Origin of the sequence: Streptomyces sp. OfavH-34-F (genome assembly GCF_022347745.1) — a bacterium.
Classification (GTDB): Bacteria; Actinomycetota; Actinomycetes; order Streptomycetales; family Streptomycetaceae; genus Streptomyces.
Genome location: NZ_JAKRGC010000212.1, coordinates 1 through 11163, shown reverse-complemented (window position 1 = coordinate 11163; position 11163 = coordinate 1). Strand labels below are relative to the sequence as shown.

12 protein-coding genes are annotated in these 11163 nt (G+C 73.5%); 4 read left to right on the top strand and 8 right to left on the bottom strand.

Features of this window, described 5'->3' with window-relative positions; all coding sequences use genetic code 11:
• Positions 1 to 57: 57 nt before the first annotated feature.
• A complete protein-coding gene (locus tag MHW47_RS24945) occupies positions 58 to 1272 on the bottom strand; it encodes an MFS transporter (protein ID WP_239226014.1) in 1215 nt (404 codons plus the stop codon).
• Between the two features lie 108 nt (positions 1273 to 1380).
• Between MHW47_RS24945 and MHW47_RS24940 the strand changes: the two genes are divergently transcribed.
• Together MHW47_RS24940 and MHW47_RS24935 are read left to right on the top strand one after the other, a co-directional pair.
• Positions 1381 to 1959, top strand: coding sequence for a sugar O-acetyltransferase (locus MHW47_RS24940; RefSeq protein ID WP_239226013.1), 579 nt, complete (start codon positions 1381 to 1383; stop codon positions 1957 to 1959).
• A 23-nt stretch (positions 1960 to 1982) separates the two neighbouring features.
• Positions 1983 to 2525 carry a TetR/AcrR family transcriptional regulator gene (locus MHW47_RS24935; RefSeq protein ID WP_239226012.1) on the top strand — a complete coding sequence of 181 codons (543 nt, stop codon included), beginning with the start codon at positions 1983 to 1985 and terminating at the stop codon, positions 2523 to 2525.
• Between the two features lie 107 nt (positions 2526 to 2632).
• Here the strand turns inward: MHW47_RS24935 and MHW47_RS24930 are convergent, their stop codons facing one another.
• Both MHW47_RS24930 and MHW47_RS24925 read right to left on the bottom strand, forming a co-directional pair.
• Positions 2633 to 3490 carry an ABC transporter permease subunit gene (locus MHW47_RS24930; RefSeq protein WP_239226011.1) on the bottom strand — a complete coding sequence of 286 codons (858 nt, stop codon included), beginning with the start codon at positions 3488 to 3490 and terminating at the stop codon, positions 2633 to 2635.
• On the bottom strand, positions 3487 to 4395 hold the full coding sequence (locus tag MHW47_RS24925; RefSeq protein WP_239226010.1) for an ABC transporter ATP-binding protein: 909 nt from the start codon (positions 4393 to 4395) through the stop codon (positions 3487 to 3489). Before MHW47_RS24925 ends, MHW47_RS24930 begins: the two co-directional genes overlap by 4 nt.
• A gap of 132 nt (positions 4396 to 4527) precedes the next feature.
• Here MHW47_RS24925 and MHW47_RS24920 point away from each other — a divergent pair, with 132 nt between their 5' ends.
• Both MHW47_RS24920 and MHW47_RS24915 read left to right on the top strand, forming a co-directional pair.
• The gene (locus MHW47_RS24920) at positions 4528 to 5778 is read left to right on the top strand and encodes a sensor histidine kinase (protein WP_239226009.1); all 1251 of its coding nucleotides are present in this window, start codon (positions 4528 to 4530) and stop codon (positions 5776 to 5778) included.
• Positions 5775 to 6452: a response regulator transcription factor gene (locus tag MHW47_RS24915; RefSeq protein WP_239226008.1), complete on the top strand. Its 678-nt coding sequence runs from the start codon at positions 5775 to 5777 to the stop codon at positions 6450 to 6452. Before MHW47_RS24920 ends, MHW47_RS24915 begins: the two co-directional genes overlap by 4 nt.
• A 75-nt stretch (positions 6453 to 6527) precedes the next feature.
• Here the strand turns inward: MHW47_RS24915 and MHW47_RS24910 are convergent, their stop codons facing one another.
• The 5 genes from MHW47_RS24910 to MHW47_RS24890 form a co-directional block, all read right to left on the bottom strand.
• Positions 6528 to 7139: a response regulator transcription factor gene (locus tag MHW47_RS24910; protein ID WP_239226007.1), complete on the bottom strand. Its 612-nt coding sequence runs from the start codon at positions 7137 to 7139 to the stop codon at positions 6528 to 6530.
• Positions 7136 to 8314 carry a sensor histidine kinase gene (locus MHW47_RS24905; protein WP_374230145.1) on the bottom strand — a complete coding sequence of 393 codons (1179 nt, stop codon included), beginning with the start codon at positions 8312 to 8314 and terminating at the stop codon, positions 7136 to 7138. Before MHW47_RS24905 ends, MHW47_RS24910 begins: the two co-directional genes overlap by 4 nt.
• Positions 8311 to 9066 carry an ABC transporter permease gene (locus MHW47_RS24900; protein ID WP_239226006.1) on the bottom strand — a complete coding sequence of 252 codons (756 nt, stop codon included), beginning with the start codon at positions 9064 to 9066 and terminating at the stop codon, positions 8311 to 8313. The genes MHW47_RS24905 and MHW47_RS24900 overlap by 4 nt, the downstream gene beginning before the upstream one ends.
• A complete protein-coding gene (locus MHW47_RS24895) occupies positions 9063 to 10001 on the bottom strand; it encodes an ABC transporter ATP-binding protein (RefSeq protein ID WP_239226005.1) in 939 nt (312 codons plus the stop codon). The genes MHW47_RS24900 and MHW47_RS24895 overlap by 4 nt, the downstream gene beginning before the upstream one ends.
• A gap of 161 nt (positions 10002 to 10162) precedes the next feature.
• The coding region (locus MHW47_RS24890; RefSeq protein WP_374230144.1) for a peptidoglycan binding domain-containing protein at positions 10163 to 11163 on the bottom strand (1001 nt) is incomplete at its 5' end.

Here is an 11163-nt window from a genome sequence, read left to right as displayed (position 1 = left end):
GGGACGAGGAGGCGTGAGGGCGCCGAAGGGTGCGGGGTCGCGGGCGGGCCGCCGGCGTCACGGCGTGGCCGGGGCCGCCTGCGCGCCGGTCGCGTCGTGGTCGGGGCCGGTGTCCAGCGCCCCGGCCAGCGCGGTCGCGACGGCCACCAGGGCGAGGACGACCGTCATCGTGAGCCGGAGGCCGATGTGGTCGGCGAGGAAGCCCAGGGCGGGCGGGCCCACCAGGAAGGCGCCGTAGCCCGCCGTGGAGACCGCGGCGACCCGGGCGGCGGCGTCGCGCGGGTGGTCGCCGGCGGCGGACACGGTGACCGGGAAGCCGAGGGAGGCGCCGAGCCCCCACAGCACCGTGGCGGCGCCCGCCATCCAGGGGCTCGGCGCGACGACGACCACGACGAGGCCCAGCGCGGCGGTCAGGCCGCTGATCCGGACGATCGTCACCCGCCCGAACCGCTCCAGGAAGGGGCCGCCGGCCAGCCGGCCGAGGGTCATCGACGCGGCGAAGACCAGGAAGGTCAGCGAACCCGCCGTGGCGCTCACGTGGTACCCGTCGACCATGAGCAACGGCAGCCAGTCGTTGGCGGCGCCCTCCGCGAAGGCCATGGCCAGGACGATCACCCCGATGAGGACGAGCTGCCGGTCGCGCCAGACGTGCAGGTGCCCGCCCCCGCCGCGCCCCGCCCCGGCGGCGGGCACGTCCTCCTTGCCCGTGCCGTGCGGGAGGGCGAGGACCGCCCGCGTACCGGCGGCGGCTATGAGCACCGCGACGAGTGTCAGATGCCATCCGACGGGGAACGCGGCCGCGGTCAGGGCCATGCCCAGGAGCGCCCCGACGACGGTTCCCAGGCTGAAACATCCGTGCAGCACGGGCAGGACGGGCCGTCCGATGACGCTTTCGACGGCGGCCCCCTCGATGTTGAACGCCACCTCGCTCATGCCCATCCCGCCGCCGAACAGGGCGAGCCCGCCGAAGACCACGGCGGCCTGGGACAGCACGGTGCCGGCCGCGACCACCAGCAGTCCGCTGACGATCAGGAGGACGCCGCCGAGGATCGTCGCCCGGCCGCCGCGTCGACGCACCAGCGGCCCGGACGCGGTGACCCCGGCCATCGAGCCGGTGGACAGCCCGAACAGCACCAGGCCCATCGCGCCGGTGGACACGTCGAGCCCGTCCCGGACGGCCGGGGTGCGGGCGACCCAGGAGGCCATGCCCGTGCCGGACGCGAGCATGAAGAGGAACAGGGCGGCACGCCAGCGGCGTGTGGCGGCATCCATACAGCGGGGCCTCGTCAGACAGGGGAAAGGGCGGACGTACGTGGGCGCGCGAGAACAGGCACGACGCGCGAGCGTACGATCGTACACCTGGAGTGTACGCTCGTACCCATGACGGACCACTTCGCGGGTGACCCCCGTACGAACCACGAGCGCATGCTCGCCGGAGACCTCTACATCGCGGACGACCCGCAGATCATCGAGGCGCAGAAGCGGGCCGTGCGGCTGGCCGCCCGCTATCTCGCCGCGTACGCGGAGGACCCCGACGCCGCCCGGCCGCTCCTCGCGGAGCTGCTCGGCGGGCTGGGCGAGGGGGCGCACATCCGGCCGCCGCTGTACGTCGACTACGGCTCGTACCTCACGGTCGGCGAGGACACGTTCGTCAACTACAACCTCACCGCCCTGGACGTCGCCCCGATCACCATCGGCCGCGACTGCCAGATCGGGCCCAACGTCCAACTCCTCACGCCCACCCACCCGGTGGAGCCGGAACCCCGCCGGGACAAACTGGAGGCGGCCCGTCCCATCACCATCGGCGACAATGTCTGGCTCGGGGGCGGCGCGATCGTGCTCGCCGGGGTGACCATCGGGGACAACAGCGTCATCGGCGCGGGAGCCGTCGTCACCAAGGACGTCCCCGCCGACGTGGTCGCCGTGGGCAATCCGGCCCGGGTGATCCGTTCGATCTAGACGAGGGCGACGAGGGACACAGGGTGGCGACCGGACAGCACGACCCCGAGCGGCGGGAACGCATCATCGCCGCGGCGCTCGACGTGATCGCGGCCGAGGGGGTCGCCGGGACCTCGCACCGCAAGGTCGCCGCCCGCGCGGGAGTGCCGCTCGGCTCGATGACGTACCACTTCGCCGGGATGGACGAGCTGCTGCGGGAGGCGTTCACGCGCTTCTCCAGCGGGATCGTCGCCGTCTTCGAGGAGCGGCTGGGCGCCGCGAACACGCCGGACGAGGCGCGCGAGGCGGTCACCGACCTGGTGCACCACCTCTCCGGCGGGAACCAGCGCGAGTTGGTCCTGACGCACGAGCTGTACACCCTCGCCGCCCGCAAACCCGCCTACCGCGAGCTGACCCGTGAGTGGATGCGGCGCAGCCGGGTCGCCCTGGAATGGCACTTCGACCCGGCGACGGCCCGTCAGCTGGACGCGCTGATCGAGGGCCTGTCCATTCACCGCGCCCTGGAGACCGAACCGCACGACCGCGCCCTGACCGCCGAGGCGATTTCCCGCATCACGCGCGCCTGAAACGCGCGCCCCCAGCCCCTGGCCGGCACCTACCTGACCGAGGTGCCGGCCAGGTCTCCCCCTCCCGCAGCGGCACGAACCGTCACCCCGGGGGCACTCCCCCGGTCTCACTGGTCGCGCCGGTGCACCGCGCAGACCGCCACCGCGCCCGCGGCCAGCGCCCACAGGGCGTAGACGGTCCAGGCACCGGCCTCCGACCACGGGAACAGCTCCGGCGGCGGCTTCGGCAGGGCCACGTCCCGCAGCCGGTCCCAGGCGCTGAACGGCAGGGTGTGCCGGAGCACCGCCGTCGGATGGCGGCGGTCGCTGAGGACCATCGGGAGCAGCAGCAGCACGACGAAGCACGCCGTGATCGAGCCGCCGGTGTGGCGGATCACCGTGCCGAGGGCCAGTCCGGCGAGCGCGGCCACCGGGGCGAGCAGCGCGGAGGCGGTGAGGACCTGAAGCACGCCGGGGTCGCCGAGGGAGACCGCGGCGCCGCGTCCGGAGAGGATCGCCTGCGTGGAGGCGAAGGAGGCGGCGGCGACGAACAGGCCGAACGCGGTGCTGACGGCGGCCAGCACGAGCACCTTGGCGGCCAGCACCGAGCGCCGGGCCGGGACGGCGGTGAAGGTGGTACGGACGAGCCCGGACCCGTACTCGCCGGTGACGGAGACGGCGCCGATCGCCGCGAGGGCCAGGACCAGCACCAGCGCGGCGTTGTCCGTGAAGGCGTCCATGAGCGCCAGGCGGTGGTCCACGAAGAACTTCCGGCTCGCCCCGTCGTGCTGGAACCAGTAACGGTGGTGGTCGTACGCCGTACCGGCGTTGAAGCCGATCACGGCCAGCGCGCCGAGCGCGTACAGCCAGGGCGTCGAGCGCAGCGACCACGTCCTGAGCCATTCGGCGGCGAGCAGGTCGGTGAAGCGGGCGCGCGGCTCGTCGCGGACCGCGCGGCTCGCGGGGGCGGTGGTCGCCGTGGTCATCGGGGGGCTCCTGCCGTGTACTGGACGCTGTCCGAGGTGAGTTCCATGAACGCCTCCTCCAGCGAGGCGCCGTGCGGGGTGAGGCCGTGCAGCAGCACGCGGTGGCGCAGGGCGAGTTCGCCGATGCGCTCGGCGGGCAGTCCGGTCACCGTGAGCAGGTCGCCTTCCCCGGTCACGGCGGCGCCCTCGGCGGTCAGCAGCGGGGCGAGGGCCGCCGTGTCGGGGGTGCGTACGGTGACGCTCGTCCGGGTGCTCCTGGCGGCGAACGCGCTCAGGGTCTCGGCGGCGATCAGGCTGCCGCGCCCGATGACGACGAGCCGGTCGGCGGTGTGCTCCATCTCGGTCATCAGGTGGCTGGAGACGAAGACGGTGCGGCCTTCGGCGGCGAGCCGGCGGAAGAGTCCGCGCACCCAGAGCACGCCTTCCGGGTCGAGGCCGTTGAGCGGTTCGTCGAAGATCAGGACGGGCGGGTCGCCGAGCAGGGCCATGGCGATGCCGAGGCGCTGGCGCATCCCGAGGGAGAAGCCGGCGACGCGGCGGCGGGCCGCGGAGGTGAGGCCCACCTCGTCGAGGACCGCGTCGACCCGGGCGCGCGGGATGCCGTTGGCGCGCGCCTGCACGGCGAGGTGAGCGCGGGCGGTCCGGCCGCCGTGGACGTCGCCCGCGTCGAGCAGGGCGCCGGCGTGGCGGAGTCCGCGCGGATGGTCGCGGAAGCGGCTCCCGCCCACGGTGGCGGTTCCGGCGGTCGGCTCGACCAGCCCGAGGAGCATGCGCAGGGTGGTCGTCTTGCCGGCCCCGTTGGGTCCGAGGAATCCGGTCACCTCGCCCGGCCGGACGGTGAAGGTCAGGTCGTCGACGGCGGTGGTGTCGCCGTATCGCTTGGTCAGTCCGTTGACTTCGATCACGCCGTCCACCCTGCTCGCCGCGACGGGCGGTGTCGTCGGACCGGCGCTGACACCCGGCGGGGCCGATGGCCACCCGTGGGTGTACAACCGTGGGCCGATGTGCGGGGATTCGGCGCTGGCTACGATCGCCGCATGTCCTCGTCACCGGTCCTGCCCCTGCTCAAGCGCGTCCCGCCGGGCGCGTGGGTGGCCGCGGCCTGGTGCGCGGGCGTGGCGCTGACGTTCCTGATGCGGATGCGGCTGCCCGGCGAGTTCGCGCCCACCGTCCGGCCGGGCGTCCTCTTCCTGCGGTGGGACGGCCTGCTGACGCATCTGCTCGCCACGGCCCTGCTGCTGACGGGCTGTACGCGCCTGACCCGCCGTCCGCTGACCGCCATGGCGGTGCTGCTCGCCGCCTCCGTCGTCGCCACGATGCCGCTGAGTGTGGCGGAGATACCCCTCGCCCAGTTCCTCTCCGTCTACGTCGCCCTCTACTTCGTCGCCGCGACCCGCCCCCTGCGTACGGGCGTCCTCGCGCTCGTGATGTCGATCGCCGTCCCGACCGGCTACATCGGCTACCGGGTGCTCGCCGGCTGGCCCGCCGGCACCTCGGCGGAGCTGGCGGTGGCGCTGACGGCGGTCGTCGCCTGGCTGGTGGGCCGCTCGGCGTACGAGAGCCGCCGGCACGCCGCGGACCTGACGGCCCGGGCCACGGACCGGGCGCTCGTCGCGGAACGGCTGCGGATCGCCCGGGAGATGCACGACGTGGTGGCGCACAGTGTCGGGATCATCGCCCTCCAGGCGGGCGCGGCGGCCCGGGTGGTGCACACCCAGCCGGATGCCGCGCGGGAGGCGATGAGCGCGGTGGAGGCCGCGGGCCGGGAGACGCTGTCCGGGCTGCGCAGGATGCTGGGCGCCCTGCGGGAGACGGAGCCGGACGGGGAGGAGGCGCCGCGGCGCCCCGCCGAGGGCCTGACCGACGTCGGCCGCCTCGCCCGGGCCACGACCGCCGCCGGGGTCCGGGTCGATGTGGACTGGGAGGGCGAGCGGCGGGCCCTGCCGCCGGAGCTGGAGCTGTCGGCGTTCCGGATCGTCCAGGAGTCCGTGACCAACGTGGTGCGTCACGCGGGGACGGATGCCTGCCGGGTGCGGGTGCGCTACGGCGCCGATGAGCTGTCCGTCGAGGTCACGGACCGGGGCAAGGGCTCCGGCCAGGGCGTCGGCCGGGGCGCCTCGCCGGGGTTGGGGCTGGTCGGGATGCGGGAGCGGGTGGCCCTGCTGCACGGCGAGTTCGCCGCGGGCCCGGCCCCCGGGGGCGGGTTCCGGGTGACGGCGCGCTTCCCGGTGCCGCCGCCCGGGACGCTGTGCGAACCGCCGGCGCCGGCGGGGACGGCGGCGATATGAGCGAGGAGGCCGCCGTGCCCGTCCGGGTGGTGCTCGCGGACGATCAGCCGCTGGTGCGGACCGCGCTGCGCATGGTCATGGCCGACACCCCGGACATCGAGGTGGTCGGCGAGGCGGGGTCGGGCGAGGAGGCCGTGCGGCTCGTCGCGGAACTGCTCCCCGATGTCGTCGTGATGGACATCCGGATGCCCGGTACGGACGGCATCGAGGCGACGGAGCGCATCGTCGCCTCGGGCGCCGGGACGCACGTGGTGGTGCTGACGACGTTCGACGACGACGACTGCGTGTACGGGGCGCTGCGTGCCGGGGCCGGGGGGTTCCTGGTCAAGGACATGGCGCTGGACGACATCCTGGCGGCGGTCCGGGTGGTGGCGTCGGGGGACGCCCTCATCGCTCCGGCCGTCACCCGGCGGCTGATCAGCGAGTTCGCGGCCCGCCCCGTCTCCCCGCCGTCCCCTCCGGCGCCGCTGACCGGGATCACCGAGCGGGAGCGGGAGGTGCTGGTGCTGGTCGGCGGCGGGCTCTCCAACGCGGAGATCGCCGAGCGCCTGGTCATCAGCGTGGCCACCGCCAAGACGTATCTGACCCGGCTGCTCGCCAAGCTGGGGGCGCGGGACCGGGTGCAGCTGGTGATCATGGCGTACGAGGCGGGGCTGGTGTCGCCCGGCCGGTGAGGTCGGGGACGGCAGGGACCAGGGCGAGCGTGCGTGCCAGGCGTTGCCCGGCCGACGGCAGTTCGACGCCCGGCCCTAGAGCCAGCCCTTCTCGCGGGCCATGCGGACGGCCTCCGCCCGGTTGCGGGCGGCCATCTTCTGGATCGCCATGGACAGGTAGTTGCGGACGGTGCCCTGGGAGAGGTGGAGGGCGGCGGCGATCTCCGCGTTGGTGGAGCCGTCCGCCGCGGTGCGCAGCACCTCGCGTTCGCGGTCGGTGAGCGGGTTGGCGCCGTCGGCCAGGGCGGCGGCGGCGAGGCCGGGGTCGATGACGCGTTCCCCGGCGAGCACCTTGCGTACCGCTTCGGCGAGTTGGGCGGCCGGGGCGTCCTTGACCAGGAAGGCGTCGGCGCCCGACTCCATCGCCCGGCGCAGATAGCCGGGCCGGCCGAACGTGGTGACGACGACGACCTTGACGTCCGGCAGGGCCTCGCGCAGCCGGGCCGTCGCGTCGATGCCGGTCATGCCGGGCATCTCGATGTCCAGCAGGGCCACGTCCACCGCGTGTTCCCGTGCCGCCGCCACGACCTCGTCGCCGCGGGCGACCTGGGCGACCACCTCGATGTCGGGTTCCAGGCCGAGGAGCGCCGCCAGGGCCTCGCGCACCATGGACTGGTCCTCGGCGAGGAGAAGTCTGATCATGCTCATTCCGGGGATACTAGGCCGGATTCGAACGGGACGCTGAGGACCATGGTGAAGCCTTTGCCCGACCGCTGATGCGTGGGCCGGGTGCTGAGGGTGCCGTGGACGGCGGCGAGGCGTTCGGTGATCCCGGTGAGGCCGTTGCCCGGTCCGTTGCCCGAGGCGCCGCGGCCGTCGTCGGCGACGGTGAGTTCGAGGACCCGCCCGTCCAGCGTCTGGCGCGGGGCGAGCGTGACGGTGCAGCGGCGGGCGCCGCTGTGGCGTACGACGTTGGTCACCGCTTCCCGCAGCCCCCAGGCGAGCACCTCCTCCGCCTCCTCGGGCAGCCCGTCCGGCACCTCGGCGGGCACGTCGGCGGTGACTCCGGCGGCGGCCAGCGCGGTGCGGGCCCCGGCCAGTTCGCCGGGCAGGGTCGGCCTGCGGTATCCAGTGACGGCGCTGCGTACGTCCACCAGCGCCTGGCGGCTGACCTGTTCGATGTCGGCGACCTGGGCCGCGGCCAGCTCGGGCCGGTCGGGCAGCATCCGGCCGGCCAGCTCGCTCTTGAGGGTGATCAGGGAGAGCGAGTGGCCGAGGAGGTCGTGCAGATCGCGGGCGAGGCGCAGCCGTTCCTCGTTCGCGGCGAGCTGGGCGACCGTGGCACGGGCCTCGCGCAGCTCGACCGTGGTGCGCACCAGCTGCCGTACGCCGGTCATCGCGAAGCCGCCGAGCAGGGCGGGGAAGACCAGCGCGGTGATGATCTCGCGCGGGTTCTCCAGGGTCGCGCCGACGCCGACCAGGAGGGCGGTGACGGCGGGGATCAGCCAGCGCGCGGTCCGCAGCGGCAGCGTGGCGCCGACGGACACGGAGACGTACACGAACAGGACCAGCCAGCGCGTGCCGAACGTCAGCGACAGCAGGACGGCGAGCGCCCCGAGGAACACGAGGAAGGCCCGGACCCGGAAGACGTCGAGCGCCTTGGAGGTGTGCCGGAAGACGAGGACCAGATAGGCGCCGACGAAGACCAGCAGCCCGAGCACGCCGAGCGCGGTCGCCCACGGGGTGTGGTTGCCGTCCGCGAGGTCCTTGACCGGCGCGCTCATGAACGCCAGCCAGATCCCGATCCACAGCAGCTTGATCCCGGCCTGCCGCGCGGTGCCCGGCATCCGCCCCGGCCCCACCGACATCTCGTCGTCCCTCACGCCTTCAACGTGTCCTTCCGGTAGAGCCAGGCCGCGCCGCCCGTGAAGAGCAGGAAGTAGGCGCCGAGGACGGCGATGTCCCTGGCATGCGGCGCGCCGCCCATCTCGACGGCCTGGCCGAGTGCAGCGTACGCGTGGGTGGGCAGCCACTCGGAGACGTTCTGGAGCCATTGCGGGAAGGTGGTGCTGGGCATCCACAGGCCGCCGAGGATGGAGAGGCCGAAGTAGATGATCATCGTGAGCGGGCGGACCGCGTCACCGCCGGCGAGGTAGCCGATGGCCACGCCGAGCGCGGCGAAGACCAGGGAACCGGCCCAGATGACGCCGGTCAGCGCGACCCACTGCCAGGCGTCGAGCCGGACGTGTTTGACCGTGGCGGCCACGAGGAAGACGACGACGATGCACGGCAGGGTGACCATGGCGGCGCCGGCGATCTTGGCCAGGACGTAGCCGCGGCCGGGCAGCGCGGTCAGCCGCAGTTGGCGCACCCAGCCCTTCTCGCGCTCCTTGGCGATGCGTTCGCTGTTGCCCATCAGGACGGCGGTCAGCGCGCCGAAGGAGGCCATGGACACCATGAAGAAGGCCTGGAAGGTCAGGTCGGTGTGCGGGATCGTGCCGGCGTCGGTCCGGGTGCCGGAGATGAGCAGGTAGATCATCGAGGGGTAGAGGACGGAGAAGAACATGAACTTCTTGTTCCGCAGGGTCCGGGTGACTTCGAGCCGGATGAGGGCCCAGGAGAAGGGGTTCGTCATGAGTTCTTGGCCTCCTCGGCCTCGGTGATGGCCACGAATGCCTGCTCCAGGCCGATGCCGGCGACTTCCAGCTCGCGCGGGTAGAGGCCGAGGCCGTAGACGGCGTGCACGGTGGCGTCGGCGTCGTGCGACTGGATGCGCACCCGGCGGCCGCTGACGTCGAGCGCCGAGAGGAACGGCAGCGTGCGCAGGGCCGCTTCGTCGACGGCGTCGTCGAGTGCGAAGGAAATCCGGCGCACCCCGGCCCTGGCCTTGATCTCGGCGGCGGTGCCGTCCGCGAGGAGCCGGCCCTTGTGGAGGACCAGGACGCGGTCGGCGATCGCGTCGGCCTCTTCGAGGTAGTGGGTGGCGAACAGGACGGTGCGGCCCTGGGCGGCCTGTTCGCGCATGGTGGCCCAGAACGCCTGGCGGGCGGTGACGTCCATGCCGGTGGTGGGCTCGTCGAGCACGATGAGGTCGCTGGCGCCGGCGGTGGCGAGGGCGAACCGTACGCGCTGTTCCTGGCCGCCCGAAAGCTTGTTGACCATCCGGTCGGCGATGGACGTGATCCCCGCCCGGGCCAGCACGTCGCTCAGCGGGTACGGGCGCGGGTGCAGTGAGCAGACCAGCCGGACGAGTTCCTCGACGGTGACGTCCTCCATCAGCCCGCCGCTCTGCAGCATCGCGCCGACCCGGCCGGCCGTGATGGCCTCGCGCGGGGTCGTCCCGAAGAGGCGGACCGTGCCGGAGTCGGCGGGGCGCAGCCCGAGGAGGAGGTCGAGGGTGGTGGACTTGCCGGCGCCGTTGGGGCCGAGGAGGGCCACGGTCTCGCCGGGGTGCAGCCGCAGGGTGAGCCCGTCCACGGCGCGCAGGTCCCCGTACGCCTTGGTCACCCCTTCGAAGGCGACCACCGCTGTCGTCGTCCCGGCCGCTTCGCCGGCTGTCGTCGTCGTCATGCGTCCAGCCTGGCCGTACGGGGGGTGCGCGCGGCAGAGCCGCCCGTCGTGGAAAGCGGATGACAGATGTCATGCGGCGGGTGTGACGCGGGGGCGGTACGGGAACGGCACCGCCCCCGGCCGGATTCCGGTCGGGGGCGGGGTGGTCTGGGCGGGGCAGGTCAGCCGTTGCCTTCGAGGTCGATCGTGACGGTGCGCTCGGCCGGGGTCTTGCCCAGCAGGGCACCCTTCATCGCGAAGGCGATGTCGTCCGCGCTGAGCTGGTGCTTCTTGCCGTCGCCCTTCGTGATCATGACGCCGTCGAAGACCCCGGCGCAGAGCCGGTCGATGGCCTTCTTGTCGTAGTGGTCGACGAGCTTGCCGTCCACCGGGACCATCGACAGGATCTGCGGCAGCGACTTGGCCGGGCCGAACGGGATCTCCCGGCCGCCCGCCCTGATGACGACCAGGCCGGACATCGCGGGCTCCGCGAACTCCTTCATCGCCCGGTCCAGTTCGGCCTGGCTGACGGTGGGTTCCTTGGTGACGACGGGCAGTTCGACGCTCTTGGTGCGGCCGGTCTCGACCTGGGCGCGGTAGGCGTCCCGGACGGAGACCATCGACTTGTTCACGTCGATCGCCTTGCCGGCCTTGCCGGGTACGGCGACGGCCTTGCCCGGGACGAACTTGATCGTGCCGTCCTTGGCGGTGCCGGAGGCGCCGGCCAGGTCCTGGAGGGCGACGCCGAGCTTCTCCTCGTCGATCGGGAAGACCGGCTCGACGGTCCGCTCGCCGCCGAAGAGGGAGCCGATGACGGAGACCGGGTTGTAGTCGCTGCCGGCCGCGGCGCGCACGGTGGCCTGGCTGTCCAGCGAGAGTCCGGCCTTGTCCGGCGCCAGCTCGACCTCCTTGCCGTCCACGCTCAGCCGGAGCGGGGTCGCGGCGCGCTTGGCCAGCGCGGCGTCCAGCTTCTCGACGCCGTCCTCCTTGGTGCCGCCGCCGATGTCCACGCCGAGCACGGTGGTGCCCTTGGGCACGTCGGAGTGGTTCATCAGGAGCCCGGCACCGTAGGCGACGCCCAGCAGGCAGACGGCCGCGACGGCGAGGAGGACCAGCTTGGAGCGGCCCTTCTTCGCGGGGGCCGGCTGCGGCGCAGGGCGGGCGGCCGGGGTGGGCCGCTCGG

Bases quoted from the DNA above. Each gene is read 5' to 3' on its own strand.
- MHW47_RS24910 (WP_239226007.1), bottom strand. From the start codon at position 7,139: ATGAGCATGATCAGACTTCTCCTCGCCGAGGACCAGTCCATGGTGCGC.
- MHW47_RS24945 (WP_239226014.1), bottom strand. From the start codon at position 1,272: ATGGATGCCGCCACACGCCGCTGGCGTGCCGCCCTGTTCCTCTTCATG.
- MHW47_RS24915 (WP_239226008.1), top strand. From the start codon at position 5,775: ATGAGCGAGGAGGCCGCCGTGCCCGTCCGGGTGGTGCTCGCGGACGAT.
- MHW47_RS24920 (WP_239226009.1), top strand. From the start codon at position 4,528: ATGTCCTCGTCACCGGTCCTGCCCCTGCTCAAGCGCGTCCCGCCGGGC.
- MHW47_RS24940 (WP_239226013.1), top strand. From the start codon at position 1,381: ATGACGGACCACTTCGCGGGTGACCCCCGTACGAACCACGAGCGCATG.
- MHW47_RS24900 (WP_239226006.1), bottom strand. From the start codon at position 9,066: ATGACGAACCCCTTCTCCTGGGCCCTCATCCGGCTCGAAGTCACCCGG.
- MHW47_RS24930 (WP_239226011.1), bottom strand. From the start codon at position 3,490: ATGACCACGGCGACCACCGCCCCCGCGAGCCGCGCGGTCCGCGACGAG.
- MHW47_RS24895 (WP_239226005.1), bottom strand. From the start codon at position 10,001: ATGACGACGACGACAGCCGGCGAAGCGGCCGGGACGACGACAGCGGTG.